General features: G+C 55.7%; 16 protein-coding genes. 6 read left to right on the top strand and 10 right to left on the bottom strand.

The features are described 5' to 3' along the window. Nucleotides 1-8: 8 nt before the first annotated feature. Genes PHA01_RS18575 through PHA01_RS18555 form a run of 5 tightly spaced genes read right to left on the bottom strand, consistent with a single transcriptional unit; the run spans nt 9 to nt 5,250 of the window. Nucleotides 9-812: an ABC transporter ATP-binding protein gene (locus tag PHA01_RS18575; protein ID WP_271897868.1), complete on the bottom strand. Its 804-nt coding sequence runs from the start codon at nt 810-812 to the stop codon at nt 9-11. Between the two features lie 5 nt (nt 813-817). Beyond that, a complete protein-coding gene (locus tag PHA01_RS18570; protein ID WP_271897867.1) occupies nt 818-1,648 on the bottom strand; it encodes an ABC transporter ATP-binding protein in 831 nt (276 codons plus the stop codon). Between the two features lie 5 nt (nt 1,649-1,653). Beyond that, nucleotides 1,654-2,562 (bottom strand): ABC transporter permease, encoded by a 909-nt coding sequence (locus tag PHA01_RS18565; protein WP_271897866.1) that lies wholly within the window; start codon nt 2,560-2,562, stop codon nt 1,654-1,656. Further along, nucleotides 2,559-3,620: an ABC transporter permease gene (locus PHA01_RS18560; RefSeq protein ID WP_271897865.1), complete on the bottom strand. Its 1,062-nt coding sequence runs from the start codon at nt 3,618-3,620 to the stop codon at nt 2,559-2,561. Before PHA01_RS18560 ends, PHA01_RS18565 begins: the two co-directional genes overlap by 4 nt. A gap of 25 nt (nt 3,621-3,645) precedes the next feature. Then, nucleotides 3,646-5,250, bottom strand: a complete 1,605-nt coding sequence (locus PHA01_RS18555; RefSeq protein ID WP_271897864.1) for an ABC transporter substrate-binding protein — start codon at nt 5,248-5,250, stop codon at nt 3,646-3,648. Between the two features lie 235 nt (nt 5,251-5,485). Between PHA01_RS18555 and PHA01_RS18550 the strand changes: the two genes are divergently transcribed. The 3 genes from PHA01_RS18550 to eglC all read left to right on the top strand — a co-directional run bounded on the left by PHA01_RS18550 (nt 5,486) and on the right by eglC (nt 8,864). Next, nucleotides 5,486-6,229, top strand: coding sequence for a FadR/GntR family transcriptional regulator (locus PHA01_RS18550; protein ID WP_334312038.1), 744 nt, complete (start codon nt 5,486-5,488; stop codon nt 6,227-6,229). 113 nt (nt 6,230-6,342) lie between these two features. Further along, entirely contained in the window at nt 6,343-7,257 is a 915-nt protein-coding gene (gene kdgD / locus PHA01_RS18545; RefSeq protein WP_271897862.1) for a 5-dehydro-4-deoxyglucarate dehydratase, read from the top strand. Nucleotides 7,258-7,421: 164 nt separating this feature from the next. After that, nucleotides 7,422-8,864, top strand: a complete 1,443-nt coding sequence (eglC, locus tag PHA01_RS18540) for an endo-1,3-1,4-beta-glycanase EglC (protein ID WP_271897861.1) — start codon at nt 7,422-7,424, stop codon at nt 8,862-8,864. A 25-nt stretch (nt 8,865-8,889) separates the two neighbouring features. On the opposite strand, the gene PHA01_RS18535 is transcribed toward eglC, so the two are convergent. The 5 genes from PHA01_RS18535 to PHA01_RS18515 all read right to left on the bottom strand — a co-directional run bounded on the left by PHA01_RS18535 (nt 8,890) and on the right by PHA01_RS18515 (nt 13,366). Further along, on the bottom strand, nt 8,890-9,159 hold the full coding sequence (locus tag PHA01_RS18535) for a hypothetical protein (RefSeq protein ID WP_271897860.1): 270 nt from the start codon (nt 9,157-9,159) through the stop codon (nt 8,890-8,892). A 2-nt stretch (nt 9,160-9,161) separates the two neighbouring features. Then, the gene (locus PHA01_RS18530; protein WP_271897859.1) at nt 9,162-11,450 is read right to left on the bottom strand and encodes a xanthine dehydrogenase family protein molybdopterin-binding subunit; all 2,289 of its coding nucleotides are present in this window, start codon (nt 11,448-11,450) and stop codon (nt 9,162-9,164) included. Nucleotides 11,451-11,458: 8 nt separating this feature from the next. After that, on the bottom strand, nt 11,459-12,445 hold the full coding sequence (locus PHA01_RS18525; protein WP_271897858.1) for an FAD binding domain-containing protein: 987 nt from the start codon (nt 12,443-12,445) through the stop codon (nt 11,459-11,461). A 2-nt stretch (nt 12,446-12,447) separates the two neighbouring features. Next, on the bottom strand, nt 12,448-13,110 hold the full coding sequence (locus PHA01_RS18520; RefSeq protein WP_271897857.1) for a 2Fe-2S iron-sulfur cluster-binding protein: 663 nt from the start codon (nt 13,108-13,110) through the stop codon (nt 12,448-12,450). Nucleotides 13,111-13,210: 100 nt separating this feature from the next. After that, on the bottom strand, nt 13,211-13,366 hold the full coding sequence (locus PHA01_RS18515; protein WP_262290408.1) for a hypothetical protein: 156 nt from the start codon (nt 13,364-13,366) through the stop codon (nt 13,211-13,213). Between the two features lie 278 nt (nt 13,367-13,644). Here PHA01_RS18515 and PHA01_RS18510 point away from each other — a divergent pair, with 278 nt between their 5' ends. The 3 genes from PHA01_RS18510 (at nt 13,645) to PHA01_RS29430 (ending at nt 16,599) form a co-directional block, all read left to right on the top strand. Next, nucleotides 13,645-14,364, top strand: a complete 720-nt coding sequence (locus PHA01_RS18510) for a response regulator (protein WP_271897856.1) — start codon at nt 13,645-13,647, stop codon at nt 14,362-14,364. Beyond that, the gene (locus PHA01_RS18505; RefSeq protein ID WP_271897855.1) at nt 14,361-15,803 is read left to right on the top strand and encodes a sensor histidine kinase; all 1,443 of its coding nucleotides are present in this window, start codon (nt 14,361-14,363) and stop codon (nt 15,801-15,803) included. The genes PHA01_RS18510 and PHA01_RS18505 overlap by 4 nt, the downstream gene beginning before the upstream one ends. Before the next feature lie 115 nt (nt 15,804-15,918). After that, nucleotides 15,919-16,599: an adenylate/guanylate cyclase domain-containing protein gene (locus PHA01_RS29430; RefSeq protein WP_417020983.1), complete on the top strand. Its 681-nt coding sequence runs from the start codon at nt 15,919-15,921 to the stop codon at nt 16,597-16,599. Nucleotides 16,600-16,607 lie beyond the last annotated feature (8 nt).

Genomic DNA, 16,607 nt, shown 5'->3' with positions numbered 1-16,607 from the left:
AACTCCTGTTATTTGCTGGAAGCTCGCGGTTGAACGATGTCGCGCGGATCTTCTCCGTATGCTTCGCTCGCTGCGATCAATTGTTTCGTGTAATTTTCTCTCGCGCCGCCATTAACGAGCGCATCAACATCCAGCGTCTCGACGATCACCCCGGCCTGCATAACAGCGGTGCGCTTACACATATGGGCGACGACTCCGAGATCATGGCTGACCATGACGTAGGTCAGGCCTCGCTCGTCCTGCAGGTCAGACAGAAGATTGAGAATTTCGGCCTGCACCGAAACATCGAGTGCAGACGTGGGCTCATCAAGCAGCAATATGTCCGGCTCGGACATCAGCGCCCGGGCGATCGCCACGCGCTGCCGCTGACCACCCGAGAGCTGGTGCGGGTAGCGCCACAGCAGTGCTCGGGGAAGTCCAACGGAATCGAGCGCAGCATTACCCCGAGCCTCCGCATCGGGAATATTCTGGATGCGTGCGGGTTCCATCAAATGGCGCCAAACCGTGTGTCGCGGGTGCAGGGCTTCATAGGGATCCTGAAAAACCATCTGCACCTTGCGGTAAAAGTTTTTGCCACGCTTGTTGCGTATATCTTCACCGGCAACGCACAGGACAGTGGCTTCATTTCCTACGAGACCTGTAATCGCCCGCAGGATTGTCGACTTGCCCGAACCGGATTCGCCGACGAGGCCAAAGGTCTCGCCGCGATCGACCGAGAAGCTGACACCATCGACGGCCCGCCTTTCGTCGGCACCTTCACCGAACGTGACGGAAAGGTTCTCTACTTCGATGATCGGCGGTGTACTCCTCATAATACCTACCATGCTGCGTCACGCTTCAGGACCGGCAATCGTTTGCGCGGCGCATGGATGCGTGGCATCGCACCGAGCAAGCCTCTCGTATAGGGATGTGTGGCCTCGTCCAGTTCATTCGCCTTCAAGGCTTCGACCACCCTTCCTTGGTACATAATCAGCACGCGGTCACAGAAGCGGCGGACAAGATTGAGATCGTGGCTGATGAAAATCAGTCCGAGCCCGCGTTTCAGCACGAGATCATTGAGGAGGCTGAGAATTTCAAGACGCACCGTCACGTCCAGAGCCGACGTTGCTTCGTCAGCGATGAGGATTTCCGGTTCTGAAACCAGCATCATGGCAATCATGATGCGTTGTCCCATGCCCCCGGACATCTCATGCGGATACATGCGGTAGACACGCTCTGGATCGCGCATCTGCACGGCACCAAGCATTGCAACAGCCTTCTGACGCGCCTCCAATGACGAAGAGCGCGTATGGATGCGATAGGCCTCTGCGACCTGCTCGCCAACGGTGACGACGGGATTGAGCGAATATTTCGGGTCCTGCATGATCAGCCCGATCCGGCGGCCACGAATGCTGTTCATGGTCTTCTCCGATGCTAGGAGAAGATCGATTTCGCCGAGCTGTAAGCGCTCGGCTTTGACAAGTGCTGCCGGCGGAGACAGACGCATGATGGCGCGGCCGGTCATGCTCTTGCCCGAGCCGGATTCGCCGACGATGCCGAGTTTCTCCCGCCCAAGGTCGAAAGACACACCACGTACTGCATCAAAAATGCCCGAAGCGCCGTGGAAGCTGATCCGGAGATCGCGGACAGAAAGTAAAGGGTTGTCCATCTCGTTCATTCCTGCCTCGGATCAAGCGCATCGCGCAATGCGTCGCCAACCAGATTGAAAGCCAGGCTGACGACAAGAATCGAAAGGCCGGGCATCGTACCTACCCACCAGCTGTCCAGCATGAACCGCCGTCCGGTGGAAACCATCGCACCCCATTCCGGGCTTGGCGGCTGTGCGCCAAGACCGAGGAAACCGAGACCGGCTGCCGTCAGGATGATGCCCGCCATGTTGAGAGTGATGCGCACGATCACCGACGGAATGCACAGGGGCGCGATGTGGCCGAGCACGATGCGCAGGCTAGACGCGCCCATGAGCCGGACCGCAGAAATATGATCCCTGCCACGCAGGCTCAGAGATTCGGCTCGCGCCAGACGGGCTATGGGCGGCCACTGCGTCAGGGCAATCGCGATGATGGCGTTGTTCAAGCTCGGGCCAAGCGCCGCCACGAAAGCCAACGCCAGAATAAGGCTCGGAAAGGACAGGAACAATTCCGTAACGCGCATCAGGATTGTATCGAGCCACCCGCCAAAATAACCGGCGAGACAGCCGACGATGAGGCCGATTGGCGCAACGATGACACTGACGATCAAGACGATGGAGAGCGTGATACGGCTACCCCACAGGATGCGGCTCAGGATATCCCGGCCAAGTTCGTCGGTGCCGAAGAGGTGCTGGGCATTTGGCGCGAGCAAAGTTTCGCGCAGGTTCTGCTCGAAGGGCGAATATGGAGCAAGCCATGGCACGAAGATCGCGACGAAAACCAGCACCAGGATAATCACAAGACCGGCGATACCGAGCGGATTGGAAGCAAACCGGCTCCAGACATGCCAAACATTCTGGAATGCCGCGTGAGTAGCACTCGTCGGCTCTTGCGTGGTAAGCCAGGCTGTCAGCCGCTTGCTATCGCTGTTCATTGAATCCTCGGGTCGAAAAACTTGTAGAGCAGGTCCGAGATCACGTTAAGCGCGATAAAGACACAGCCGATGATGAGCGTGCAGGCAACCACCACATTCATATCGCCAATCACCAGAGCGTTAGTCAGGTACTGGCCGAAGCCCGGCCAGCCGAACACCGTCTCGATCAGCACTGCGCCTTCCAGCATGCCGCCATAGGACAGCGCAACGACCGTAACCAGCTGAACGCGAATATTCTTGAAGGCATGATGCCAGATGACGCTGTTTCGGGGCACGCCCTTGGCGCGTGCTGTGATCACATATTCCTGGCTTAGCTGTTCCAGCATGAAGCTGCGGGTGATCCGGCTGATATAGGCGATCGAGGCATAGGCCAGCACCGACGCCGGCAGGATAATGTGCGATACTGCACTCCAGAAAACATCCGTGTCCCAGGCAAGCAGTGCATCGATCAGCAGGAAACCGGTGACGTTCGGGACAATGTCCTCGTAAAAGAGATCGATCCGACCAGATCCGCCAACCCAGCCGAGCTTGGCATAGAACAACATCAGGCCGACCATGCCTATCCAGAAGATAGGGGTTGAATGACCGAGCAGCGCGATGAGCCGCACCGCATGATCGGCGAAACGCCCGCGATTGACGGCCGCATAGACGCCGAGGGGAATTCCGATGCCTGCGCCGAGAATGATCGTTACCGTTGCAAGCTCCACCGTCGCCGGCAAGACACGGGCAATATCTTCCATCACCGGACGACCGGTCAACAACGTGGTGCCGAAATCACCGTGAAGTAGATTCTTGAAGAATATCCAGAACTGCTGCAGCACCGGCAGGTCAAGGCCGAGCTCCTGCTTGACCTTGAGATAGGTGGCGCGGTCGGCATCGGGACCGACGACGGCAATAACTGGATCGACTGGCATCAGTCGCCCGATAACGAAGGTCAGGAGCACCAGCAGGAAAAGTGTCGTCAGGACACTGAGCAGAGAGCCGCCGAAACGGCGATATTTTCGCAGACCCGAACGCCGCCTTGGTGTCCGGGCCACCGTTTCAACCTGATTGACCATGCGCTGGTGACCTGACTTTGCTTTTCTAGTCCTGCTTCTCGACCTGATCCCAGCGGGTCATCCAGCCGATATCACCGACATAATTTTTCAGCCGGGCGCTTTTAGCATAGGGATCGACACGCTGCGAAATCGGGATCACGGGTGGGCCGGACTCTTCAAACAGCTTCAACGCCTGCTTGTAAAGTTCGACACGTTTTTCTTCATTGTCGGTGATGGCCGCGGCTTCGTCGATCAGTTTGTTGACCTCAGGCAACTGGAACGATGCGCGCCATGCTTGCAGATTGGCGAGATTGGCGCCATCAGTGTTATCGGGATTATAGGCGTGGGTGCGGATCCAGCCGTCCGCGTCGGTCTGTGCGGAAGAAGCCGTGCGGCCTACACCAAGTTCGAATTTGCGGTCACGCATGGGTCCATAAGTCTGATCGCCGTTGCCGGTCTGGATGTCGACTTTGACGCCGGCAACAGCGAGATTTTGCTGAATGGCCGTTGCGAGGTCTGCATAGGGCGTCGAGTTGAGCGAGAGCAGCTGTTTGTTGAAACCCTCAGGATAACCGGCAGCGGCCAGATCCTGTTTGCACTTTTCCGGATCATATTGGTTGCCAATGTCCGGGATGTAGCCGGGAATGTCGGACGGAATGAATGTGGTTGCGCTCTTGCCGTAATTCTTCATCACGACATCGTTGATGTCCTTGTAATTGATGCAGTAGCGCAATGCTTTGCGTACTTCCGGCTTGGCAAATTCCGGATCTTTCGTGCTCATGATCATGTAGTAAAAACCGGACCCGACAAGCCGGTCAATGACGATGTCTGGATTTTTGGCGAGGCCATCGATGTCGGCAGAGACGAGCTGGAAGCCGACATCGAGATCGCCCTTCTCCAGCTGAAGACGCTCTGTCTGCGATTCCGGAAGATGGCGCACAAGTACGCGTTTCATCTTCGGTTCGCCGCCCCAGTAGTCGTCGACGCGATTGAGCACGACAATGTCATTGGGGTTCCAACGATTGAGGGTGAACGGACCGGACCCAGCAGCATTCGATGCGAGCCAGCCTCTGCCCATATCGCCATCTTTCTCGTGCTTGGCGAGAACTTCCTTGTCGAGAACGACACCATAAGCGCGGGTGAGTGCGTTAAGCTTGAGTGACGGCGCAACGGGGGTAGCAACTTCCATGACGAAGGTATTGTCGTCTTTCGCATGGAATTTCTGGTCTACATTGTCCGCCGTATAGCCCCAATTTGCATAGTAGGCCTTGGCGAGCAGGCCAAGCTTGACAGCACGCTGTAAGGAATAAGCAACGTCTGCAGCTGTGATCTTGCGACCGCTCTGGAAAGTCGCCCTGTCATCTAATGTGAATTCGATCGTGCCGTCCGGCAATACGTTCCAGGATTTTGCCAGCATGGGCAGAACCTTGCCAGGCGTCTGCGGATCGGTGCGAACAAGCGTGTCATAGAGATTGGCGATAACATGATAGGATTCGTAGGAATTGACGTTGTGCGGATCAAGGCTGGTGAGATTCACCATATTCATGCCGATGACCAGCTGGTCCTGCGGTGTCTTTGCCTCGGCCACATTCATTGTCATGGCAGCAACGATGGCTGTCGTCCCCGCTAGAAAAGCACGAAAATGCGTCATAGATTTCCTCCCTACGAGCCGATTTATTCTTATGTTGTATGACATCGTAGTATTGATCCTCGTTGCAAGCAAGGGCAAATTTGATCGAGACCCCAAACTCAAAGCAGAAATCATCCGATTCAATAGGAAACAATCAAAAATCGATTCCTGGGAATAACGGTTTTCCGCAACAAAATATATGATATCCTACTGTTCATTCTACGCTTAACCGCTGGCTTACGGCGATCTGAATTCGATGCGAAAGGATATCATGTCGAGCATTGGCAAACGAGAAACGCTTACAGGTCAACTGGTTAAGGCTGTTGCAGACCGTATAACGTCGGGGCAATACAAGCGGGGCGAGCGGCTGCCAACGGAACAGGATATGATCGGCGAGTTCAATGTAAGCCGCACTGTCGTACGAGAGGCAATTGCCAATCTGAAAGCAAAAGGCTTGGTCCACACGCAACAGGGTATTGGCGCCTTTGTTCTAAAAGATATCCCCTCAGCTCCCTTCCGAATCGAGGAGGACAATCTCGAAATCGTCGAAGAAATCCTCAGTGTCATGGAGTTGCGAATCAGCATTGAACTTGAAGCTGCAGCGCTCGCGGCGGTGCGGCGGGACGAGAGCGAACTTGCCAGAATCAAGCACGCACTGGACATGATGAATGAAGCGATCGAACGGGGAGAAAACTCTATTCAAGCAGATCTCGAGTTTCACCGCGCGATCGCAGCCGCGACAAAGAACCGCCATTTTCTCAGCATGTTCAACTACTTGGGTGAAGTGTTGATTCCCAGGACACGCTTGCAGACCCACAAGATCGGCGGCCTTCCGCAGCGTGAATATCTGGAGCGAGTTAACCGCGAGCACAACCAGATTTACCAATCCATAAAAATGCAGGATGTCGAAGGTGCCCGGGCTGCCATGCGCCTTCATCTCGGGAGCAGCCGTGATCGCTTGCGAAACAACACGCCGCAGGCAAACAACAACTCGGACTAAACTCTCGTTTGCCGCATATCTGGCATAGAAATTCAGTGCCATGATTAATTGAGTTGTATGATGACATACATGATGCTAGTCGTGGGTGAATTCCGATTTCATACGAGGCTCCCATGCATCCGCAGACACTCAAGCAAACGATAAGCTCCGGTCTCCTGTCTTTCCCGGTGACAGATTTCAACGAGAACGGCGATTTCGCCCCGGTGAATTATGCAAAACGCCTGGAGTGGCTTGCTCCCTACGGCGCGTCGGCGCTGTTTGTCGGCGGGGGCACTGGCGAAGGTTTCTCACTGACACCAGCCGAGCATGAGAATGTCGTGCGCACCGCAGTAGGGGCTTGCGGCAGGGAGGTGCCGATCCTGGCGGCAGCCGCCTATGGGACGCGTATTGCCGCGGAGATGGCGCGCAATGCCGAGAAGAATGGTGCTGCCGGTCTGCTTCTGCTCCCCCACTATCTCACGGAGACAAGCGTTGAAGGAATCTGCCGTCACGTCGAAGCTGTCTGCGCTGCAACGAGCCTTGGCGTTATCGTTTACAATCGCAATGTCTGCAAGCTGAACGCAGATGCACTGGAGCGCCTCGCCGATAGATGTCCGAACCTGATCGGGTTCAAGGACGGCGTTGGTGAAATCGAGAATATGGTTTCAATTCGCCGCCGGCTCGGCGATCGCTTCGCTTACCTTGGTGGTTTACCAACGGCAGAAGTGTATGCGGAGGCCTATAAGGCGATGGGCGTCGCTGTCTACTCGTCGGCCGTGTTTAACTTCATTCCTCGTACCGCCCTCACCTTTTACAGAGCCGTCTCCGAAAATGACCACGACACGACGGCAAGGCTTTTGAACGAATTCTTCCTGCCTTATATCGCCATTCGCAACCGTGTTGCCGGCTATGCGGTAGGTATCGTCAAGGCGGGTGCAACGATCGTCGGTCGTTCTGCCGGGCCAGTCCGCGCGCCGCTGGTCGACTGCACTGCCGGCGTTATGAAGGACCTTGGGGAGCTTATCGAAAGGTTAGGTTCTCAGGGTTGATTAGCCAACTTATGACTTTCTAACAGAGACTATGGCGATGGCGTTTTAGAATATTATTCCTTTGCAAGGCGGTGGACCGTTAGAAATCTGAATGTTACGTTTCGTCGTGGGAGGACAGTCCGCATCCGATGAGGAGGTCGGATACGCAAGTTGGAGAGAATTCGATGAGCAGAACTGTCCTGAACGCCGTGGGTGTACCGTTGTATTATAGCGGGAGCTCGACGGCATGGTTTTCCGCACCCGGATCCGGTACCGAACTTCAGGGGACGAATGGCAATGATTCCCTGTGGGGAGACACCGCCGTCGAAGTCACCATGCGCGGCGGGATGGGCAACGACATCTACTATCGCTATTCAAGCATCAATCGCGTCTATGAGGCAGCGGATCAAGGCGTTGATACCGTAAATACATGGATGAGTTCCACCCTGCGGGAAAATTTCGAAAACCTGACCGTCACAGGCGATGGGCGTTACGCCTTTGGCAACAATGCCGATAACATCATTACAGGTGGTTCCGGCAGTCAAACCATCGATGGCGGCGAGGGAAACGACGTTCTGACCGGCGCCGGTGGTGCCGATACTTTCATCATAACGAGGGGCAACGGGAGCGATCTCCTCACCGATTTCGGCTCCGACGATGTGGTGCGCCTGGATGGTTACGGGCTGGCCTCTTTCGAGCAAGTTCGCAGTAATCTTACCCAGGAAGGGACCGATCTCAGGCTCTCTCTCGGAACAGGCGAAAGTCTGGTCTTTACCGATACGACCGCAGACGAACTCCGGGCTGACCAGTTCGAACTGAGCCTTGACCGCTCCACTTTGACCCGGACCTTTTCCGACGATTTCAATTCGCTCCAGCTTCATGACGGCGATATCGGTACATGGGAGGCTAAATATTGGTGGGCGCCCGAAAAGGGAGGAACCTTGTCAGGCAATGGTGAGCTTCAATGGTATGTCAACCCTGCCTACCAGCCTACAGCCACGGTCAATCCATTTTCCGTAAACGATGGTGTCTTGACTATCACCGCGGAACAGACGCCGGACGCGATCAAATCCGAAGTCGAAGATTACGACTATACATCTGGCATGCTAACGACTCATCCCTCCTTTGCCCAGACCTACGGCTATTTCGAAATTCGCGCCGACATGCCGGACGATGCAGGTGCATGGCCTGCTTTCTGGCTGCTTCCCGAAGACGGTTCCTGGCCGCCTGAACTCGACGTCGTGGAAATGACCGGACAGAATCCGAACACAGTCAACGTCACCGTCCATTCGAACGAGACTGGACAGCAGACCTCGGAGACAACCGCCGTCCACGTCGGCGATACCGACGGATTTCACAGCTACGGCGTGTTATGGCAGGAAGATGAGGTTGTCTGGTATTTTGACGATGTTGCCGTCGCGCATGCGGATACCCCGTCGGACATGCATGACCCGATGTACATGCTCGTCAACCTCGCCGTCGGCGGTATAGCAGGCACGCCAACGGACGGCCTGGGGGATGGTTCTGAAATGAAGATCGACTACATCAGGGCCTATTCTCTCGACGACCTGGGTGTTGACGCGGGCACCGACGTGCTGTCCTCGCAAACTTCCGACTGGCATACTTAAGAGATGTGTTGATCCGCTCTAGGCTTTATGCATCGATTTCATACTTCAGCGGATGTCGTTCGTGATTCTCGGTGCTGCACATCGTGGCGTCCGTTAGTTGTGATGATGTTTCGGTGACCGCGTGACGTGAAGCTGACACCGATTCTGCAAACAAATCGGAATTGCCATAACCTCCTTGTATCGTTGCAATGAGGACGGCGCAAAGCCCGACACTGACCAAATATTTAAGCCCGAGATTGTTCGTCCTCTCAATTCGGTCGTGGACATATTCAGGAACACCATCAACCTCTCGCATGGTCAACTCCTGTTTGCTCTGGATGTCTCAACTGGCATGCCGGGCAATATTTTGTCCAAGGTGATCGGAAACTCGCGAACGCGCACTCCGGTCGCATTGAAGACCGCGTTGGCAACAGCAGCGCCTGCGCCGCAAACGCCCAATTCTCCTATTCCCTTGCTTCCAAAGACATTTGCATTGTTATCGGGCTCCTCCAGAAAAAAGACATCAAGGTCCGGGACATCCGCATTTACCGGAACATGGTACTCGGCGAGATCGTGATTGACGAAGTGACCGTATCTCGGGTCAAGAACACTCTCTTCCATGAGCGCAGCACCGATCCCCCAAACCATGCCTCCGATAATTTGCGAGCGCGCGGTTTTGGGATTGAGGATGCGACCTGCACCAATGACACTGAGCATACGGCTGACCCGCATCTCGGCTGTATCCAGATCGACTTCTATCTCGACGAAATGTGCGCCATAGGCGTGCTGGGAATAGTTTCGGTAGTTCTCACCGGCTGCCTCTACGGCCCCTTGAGCGTCCAGTCCTTGCGGCGCCACACGTTTGATGAGGGTCGCAAGATTCGCCGAACGATCTCCTATTCTGATTTCTCCGTTCGCGAACTCGGTTCGATCGAGATTCGAACCATAAAACGGTGATCCCGGCACCTCTTTTGCAACCTTTGCTATTTTTTGCTTCAACGCTTCACAAGCATTGTGGACGGCGGAGCCCGCACTTGCCGCTCCCCACGACCCGCCGGATCCCGCAGTACGCGGAAAATGGCTGTCGCCGAGTTGGACGTCAATTGCAGAAAGGGGAAGACCGAGGCTGGTGGCAGCGATCTGTGCCAGAATGGTGTAGGTGCCCGTGCCGATATCGGTCATATCGAGCTCAACTTTCACCCGTCCGTTCCCGTCGATGCCTATCCGGGCCGCCGATGCGCCAAGGTAGTTGGGCCGGATCGCAGCCGCCATGCCAAGGCCGATCAGCTTGCGTCCGTCCCGAACCGTACCCGGCCCCGCCTGTCTTTGCTCCCATCCAAAGCGACGCGCGCCCTCTTGCATACAGGCGACGAGGTTGCGTGTGGAAAACGGAACGTTCCGCTCTGGATCTACCTCAGGCTCATTGAGGATACGCAATTCGATCGGATCAATACCGATCTGATCAGCCAACTCGTCCATGGCACATTCAAATGCGAGCATGCCTGGCGCTTCGCCCGGCGACCGCATCCACTCGCCGCGGTTTGTGTCCAGACCAACCAAACGATGCCTCGTGATCCGATTTGGAGCCGCATAGAGGGATCGCGCAAACACGGCCGTCTGTTCGCAGAATTCTTCGAACCGGGAGGTCGCCGAACAGACATCATGGGCGATGCCGGTCAGCTTGCCATCACGGTCGGCGCTCAGCCGGACCGACTGGATCATTTTTGCGCGGTGACCCGCATTTGCAAACATCTGTTGCCGCGTCAGCGCAATCTTGACCGGGCGTTGGAGTTCCCTAGCGGCGAGCGCGGCAAGAATGGTATCGGCATGCACGATCAATTTCGAGCCAAATCCGCCTCCGATAAAGCGACTGACGAGATGCACTTTGTCAGGCGGGATTTGCAACGTATTGGCAATACCGGCCTGGAAATTCGCAAGGGTCTGGGCACTCGTGTAAATTGTCACTTCATCGCCAGACCAGGCTGCGAGTGTGGCGTGCGGTTCCATCGGATTGTGATGTTCATAGGGTGTCGTATAGATTGCATCGACCTTGACGTCGCTATCAGCAAACGCTGCCTCAAAGTCGCCGACAAGTGAATCCGTTTGAAAACCGGCATTGGTGCGCTGCGGCGCATAGGCATCCGCAAGGTGCCTGCTGAGATCATACGCACCGCGCTCGTCTTCGTATTCGATCGCAATAAGTCCGGCAGCACCTCGTGCCGCCTCAAACGTTTCTGCCACGACCAAGGCAACAGGCTCGTCATAGTAGCGAACGCGATCTGTCGAGAGGACGGGTCGCGGACGGGCAAAGACTTCACGCACCGCGGGCGTGACAGCCGGACCAAATGCAGGTTGTGCCGGTGCGTTCTTATGCGTCATCACACAGAGGACACCCGGCATTGCCTCGGCCTGCGCAGTATCGATCGCAGAGATGCGTCCGCGCGCGATGCCGGCCCCAAGAATATAACCATAAGTAACCGGATCATCTGCCCTATGCTCATAAGCGTAGACGGCTTCCCCCGTCACCTTCAGCGCGCCATCGACACGATCGATCGGCTGGCCAATCCAGGTTTTTCCGGTGTTCGCCATTGGTGTTGAATTGGACATGGTCTTCCTCATCCACGTTGTGAAGCAGCAGCAAGCGCGTGTTGTACCGTCCGCTTTGCCAAGGGGATTTTGAAGTCGTTCCCGCCACGACCGATGGCATTTGCCAAAGCGATCTCTGCCGCCCGTTGAAAAACTTCGGTCGAAACCTTCTCGCCGAGCAGGATTGCCTCGGCTTCGGGAGTGCGCCATGGTTTGGCGGCAACGCCGCCCAGTGCAAACCGCGCGCCTGTAATTGTCTCGCCTGCAACGTCGACAATTGCTGCGACCGATACGAGTGCGAAGGCATAGGATGCCCGGTCACGAACCTTGCGGTAGATATGCCTCCCGGGCTGGACCGGCGGCAGGATAACCGCCGTTATCATTTCCCCAGGCTTGAGCTGTGTTTCGATATCGGGCGTTGTTCCGGGCAGTCGGTGTAGATCGCCGATAGGGATTTGTCGTGTAACGCCTTCGGTGTCCATGGTCTCCACAGATGCATCGAGCAGCGTCATGGCAACCGCCATATCCGACGGATGCACGGCAATACAGGTGTCGCTTGATCCAAGCACCGCGTGCATACGGTTGAAGCCATGGAGTGCCGCACACCCGGAACCAGGCTTGCGCTTGTTGCAAGGCATATTGCGATCATAGAAGTAGTAACAACGCGTCCTCTGCAGCAGGTTGCCACCTGTCGACGCCTTGTTGCGGATTTGCGCGGAAGCACCCGCGAGCAGTGCTTGTGCCAGGACCGGGTAATCCGATCTTATGCGTGAATCGGCGGCGAGCGTGCTGTTACGCACTTGTGCACCGATACGTAGGCCACCCTCTGCCGTCTCTTCAATTCCATTAAAGGGCAGATGGTTGATGTCGACGAGATGGGCTGGCCGTTCGATTTCCAGCTTCATGAGATCGAGCAAATTTGTGCCGCCACTGATGAATTTGGCGTTTGCTGTACCAGCGGCACCTGCCAATGCGTCGCGCAGTTCGCCTGCCCTTTGATAGGTGAAAGGTTTCATGTTCAAACCTCTCCGGCTACGTCGCGGATCGCAGCGACAATATTGGGGTATGCGGAGCACCGACAGATATTTCCACTCATGCGCTCGCGTATCTCCGCATCAGTCAAGGAGACGTTCGGTTTGGAAAGCGTTTCGCTGACATGGCTTGGCCAGCCAGCTGCCGCTTCTTGCAGCATGCCGACGGCCGAGCAAATCTGGCCGGGCGTGCAGTATCCGCATTGAAATCCATCATGTGCAATGAATGCAGCCTGCATGGGATGGAGATCAGTGCCCTTCGCAAGGCCCTCGATGGTCGTGATAACGTCACCGTCATGCATTACTGCCAGCGTGAGGCAGGAATTGATCCGTTGGCCGTTGACCAGCACGGTGCACGCTCCACACTGTCCATGATCGCAACCTTTCTTGGAACCGGTCAGACCAAGATGATTTCGCAGCACATCGAGTATTGTCGTACGGGGATCGACGCCAACAGAATAGTTGCGCAAATTGATGTTCAGCGTCAATTCCACCGGATCAACGACCCTTATGCCGGCATCGTCATCCCCAGTGGTAGGTATTTTTTGGCCCGTCGCTGGCAATCCAGTTGCGAGGAAGAATCCAGCCGCGGCACCGGATTCCAGAACGGTTCGGCGTGTCGGACCCGTTTTTTGAGACTCTTCATTCATTGCTTCCACTCCTGGGAGATGCCAACGATCAAGGGACGTACCGGCAGACCGATGCCCCGCCGGCACGAGCTTTTCGATATGGGAGTTCAGGACTAAATCATCAGCCTGGCTGCTGCTTCGTATCGGAGCTTGATGGTGTTTGCGGAGCCTGCTCTGTTTGCGTATTGGCGGAGTTGAGCTTCTGGCACGCAAGCGCAGTTCCGGCTGAGAACGCAATACCCACTGTTGCGATGGCGGCGATCAGATATTTGTTCATGACGATCTCGCTTTCTGATTAGTCGATGGACTGTTTCATTGACATCAGACAGCGTATTTGCGGTTTGTCGCAGAGTTGTGCCGTACCAAGGGCAGAGTTGTCGCAAAGTATCGCAGGATTGCGTGACGGGACATTTCGCTACAAATTAGCAGCATCAACGCGACGGCCAGGTAGCCAACTCGATATTGCTTGACAAACTTTGATACAATTTTCCGGATACCGGAAAACTACTTCGGGTGATATTTCACGCGTGTGCATCAAAGTCAGGGACGTGGCCGATGGAATCCGTACCCCATATCGCAGTAGTCGACGATCACCGGGATATCCGCGACCTTGTTGGCAAATATCTCACTCAGCAGGGATATCGCATCAGCGTGGCTGAAAGCGGGTCTGCACTGAGACGACTGCTCGAACGCAACGCTCTGGACCTTATCATTCTTGATATCATGATGCCGGGGGAAGACGGCTTGTCCGTTTGCCGGCACTTGCGGCGTTCGACGGAGTTGCCGATCATTTTCCTGACTGCCATGGCCGATGATACGGACCGCATTATTGGTCTGGAGCTTGGAGCCGACGACTATCTTATCAAACCCTTTAATCCACGTGAGCTGCTCGCACGGATCAGGGCCGTCTTACGGCGGGTCAATAGCCTGCCGCCACAGCGCGAAATGCCCAAGGCAAAGACGATCAGTTTCGAGCGCTGGAGTCTGGATGTCGGACGCCGGGAACTACTTGGGGGGGACGGCGTTGGCGTCCCGCTCAGTACGGCAGAATTTCGGTTACTCAAGGCCTTTCTCGAACATCCCGGAATGGTGCTCAGCCGCGATCAGCTTATGGATCTGACCGTTGGTCGCAGCGCCGATTCATTCGACCGGAGCATAGACAACCAGGTCAGCCGGTTACGTAAAAAAGTCGAGGTCGATCCCAAGAATCCTTCAATTATCAAGACACACTGGGGCGGTGGCTACAGTCTTTGCGCAGAGGTGGAGCGGGCATGAAACGGTGGTGGAAGCGCAGTCTGGCCGCACAATTCATAGGCTTGATGCTGCTCGCGCTCGCGCTCTCCCAGGCACTCAGTTTCTTCGTCTCGTGGGATGAGCGGGGTAAAGCACTGCAGGCGGCCGCGAAGGCAGAGTTTTTCAGCCGAACGGCTTCCCTTGCAACGCTGCTCGAAACCATACCAACGGCGTTTCGCAACGATGTCCTGGATGCAACTGGCACCGCCTACAGCCGGTTCTGGCTATCCTCTCAAGCTCCGGCGGACGCGGACGCGTGGCGTCGCGAGGCATGGGCGCAATTGTCAAAACCCATGCCAAATCTAAAAGCCTTGAAGTTCAAGATGCCTGGAGCAGCTACATCAACCGCCGCAGAAACTGCGCGGCCTGAACCTTCGCCCTTCCAGGCGCTGGCTGCACAATTTGATTCATGGACTACACTTGGTCCGCATGTCTGGACGATACCGCAGCCAGCAAAATTTCTCTATCTCGGCCATTCAAACGGAATGGGGCTGGCCGTTGAACTAAGCGATGGTACCTGGTTGAACACGGCCTATGCCAAATCGGTTCCAAATTCCATTTGGAACGTCCAGTCTCTGTCGTCCCTTGGTATAACAGCTGCAATTCTTTCGCTGATCGGTGTCATCGTGGCCAGGCAGATCGCAAGTCCGATGCGTCGCCTCGCCATGGCAGCTGAAGCCTTGGGGCGCGGTGAAAGTGTACAACCGCTTCCGGAAGGAGGACCTGACGATATCCGCCAGACTGCCGAAGCATTCAATCGCATGCAATGTCGTTTGCATCGTTTTGTCGAGGACCGAACCCGGATGCTGGCCGCCATTGGTCATGATCTGCGAACGCCACTTACATCGCTTCGCCTGAGGGCGGAATTTGTCACAGAACCGGACGTGCAACAGCGAATGCTCGCGACCATAGACGAGATACAGACGATGACGGAAGCGGCCTTGGCGTTTGCGCGCGAGGAAGGCACGGTTGAGAACACACGTGCCATGAATATCTCTGCGCTAGTCGAGAGCATTTGCGACGACATGGCGGAGCTCGGTCAGGACGTCAAGTTTCTTGAAGGCGAAAAGATAGTCTACCGATGCCGACCCGATGCTTTGCGACGTGCCTTCCGCAATCTAATCGAAAATGCTGTCCGCTATGGCGAAAGGGCGCGCGTCAGCGTCGGGAAGCGGCACGAGGGCATCGACATCATTGTCGAGGATGATGGACCAGGCATACCGGAAACCGCATTCGAGGACGTATTCGCTCCGTTTTTCCGGCTGGAGCAATCCCGCAACCGGGAAACCGGCGGGGTCGGCCTCGGCCTGTCAATTGCGCGGGCAATCATTCATCATCACGGAGGGGAGATCGCTCTTCACAACAGCGGTAGCGGATTAAAGGTGGTTGTTGCGCTTCCCGCTGCTCAACGAATTTCCTGAAATATATGTATCGAAATGTAGCAAGGTACCCAATCGTTACGGGTGGGGTCAAAAACGCGTGTCTTCCGACAAACCTCTGCGACATCTCGCGAGCAATATACCCTCATAACTGGATATGCAGATCTCTTGCAGATTCACAAATGAGGATGTCAAAATGTTACGCGTTGAAAATCACGCTGGCCGCAGCCATTGTCCTACCCCTTTCGAAATGGATAGCCGCGATGCGAAATTGGTTTTCGCCTCTGCGCTTTTTGCGGATATCAAAGGCTTCACACGTTTTTGCCAGGCCGTAGATTTACCCTCGGCATTCCACGCTCTTTCAACATTTCACCGGCGGATGGCACAGGTCGTCTCAGGATTCTCTGCGACTGTGATCACGAACACCGGCGACGAGGTCATGGCGGCGTGGTGCGGCACTCCGTCCGCTGTAGCGTCGAAAGCGCTCCGATGCGGGTTTGCAATGCTTGAGTCAGTGGAAGCCTGGAACCGCGAAGATAGTTCCAGGAGACCGGGTTTGAATATTGGTGTGGGCCTTCATGCCGGACCAGTTGTTCTGGGTCAGATCCCCGGTTTGTCCGAAAGTCGAATGAGCGTGTTCGGCGATACGGTAAATACTGCCAGCCGCCTTGAGCAGATGACGAGAGCATATTCAACTGATCTGATCGCTTCCGACGAATTGGTGCGGATGGCATCCGCAATCACAACAGCGGAAAGGGGATCCAATCGGCTTCATTCAGCGATAACCGCAAAGGTCCGTGATCGGGCTGGATTGCTTTCAATCCGCATCTCTGCGTGAGGTTCCAA

This window comes from Candidatus Phyllobacterium onerii (assembly GCF_028331445.1).
Taxonomy (GTDB): domain Bacteria; phylum Pseudomonadota; class Alphaproteobacteria; order Rhizobiales; family Rhizobiaceae; genus Phyllobacterium; species Phyllobacterium onerii.
This window is presented reverse-complemented; position numbering and strand designations above follow the sequence as displayed.

What these genes read in the sequence shown, in the direction of transcription:
- PHA01_RS29430 (WP_417020983.1), top strand. Translation starts at nt 15,919, where the DNA reads ATGCAGATCTCTTGCAGATTCACAAATGAGGATGTCAAAATGTTACGC.
- PHA01_RS18550 (WP_334312038.1), top strand. Translation starts at nt 5,486, where the DNA reads ATGCGAAAGGATATCATGTCGAGCATTGGCAAACGAGAAACGCTTACA.
- PHA01_RS18505 (WP_271897855.1), top strand. Translation starts at nt 14,361, where the DNA reads ATGAAACGGTGGTGGAAGCGCAGTCTGGCCGCACAATTCATAGGCTTG.
- PHA01_RS18525 (WP_271897858.1), bottom strand. Translation starts at nt 12,445, where the DNA reads ATGAAACCTTTCACCTATCAAAGGGCAGGCGAACTGCGCGACGCATTG.
- PHA01_RS18530 (WP_271897859.1), bottom strand. Translation starts at nt 11,450, where the DNA reads ATGTCCAATTCAACACCAATGGCGAACACCGGAAAAACCTGGATTGGC.
- PHA01_RS18520 (WP_271897857.1), bottom strand. Translation starts at nt 13,110, where the DNA reads ATGAATGAAGAGTCTCAAAAAACGGGTCCGACACGCCGAACCGTTCTG.
- PHA01_RS18515 (WP_262290408.1), bottom strand. Translation starts at nt 13,366, where the DNA reads ATGAACAAATATCTGATCGCCGCCATCGCAACAGTGGGTATTGCGTTC.
- PHA01_RS18565 (WP_271897866.1), bottom strand. Translation starts at nt 2,562, where the DNA reads ATGAACAGCGATAGCAAGCGGCTGACAGCCTGGCTTACCACGCAAGAG.
- eglC (WP_271897861.1), top strand. Translation starts at nt 7,422, where the DNA reads ATGAGCAGAACTGTCCTGAACGCCGTGGGTGTACCGTTGTATTATAGC.
- PHA01_RS18535 (WP_271897860.1), bottom strand. Translation starts at nt 9,159, where the DNA reads ATGCGAGAGGTTGATGGTGTTCCTGAATATGTCCACGACCGAATTGAG.
- PHA01_RS18570 (WP_271897867.1), bottom strand. Translation starts at nt 1,648, where the DNA reads ATGGACAACCCTTTACTTTCTGTCCGCGATCTCCGGATCAGCTTCCAC.
- PHA01_RS18575 (WP_271897868.1), bottom strand. Translation starts at nt 812, where the DNA reads ATGAGGAGTACACCGCCGATCATCGAAGTAGAGAACCTTTCCGTCACG.
- PHA01_RS18560 (WP_271897865.1), bottom strand. Translation starts at nt 3,620, where the DNA reads ATGGTCAATCAGGTTGAAACGGTGGCCCGGACACCAAGGCGGCGTTCG.
- kdgD (WP_271897862.1), top strand. Translation starts at nt 6,343, where the DNA reads ATGCATCCGCAGACACTCAAGCAAACGATAAGCTCCGGTCTCCTGTCT.
- PHA01_RS18510 (WP_271897856.1), top strand. Translation starts at nt 13,645, where the DNA reads ATGGAATCCGTACCCCATATCGCAGTAGTCGACGATCACCGGGATATC.
- PHA01_RS18555 (WP_271897864.1), bottom strand. Translation starts at nt 5,250, where the DNA reads ATGACGCATTTTCGTGCTTTTCTAGCGGGGACGACAGCCATCGTTGCT.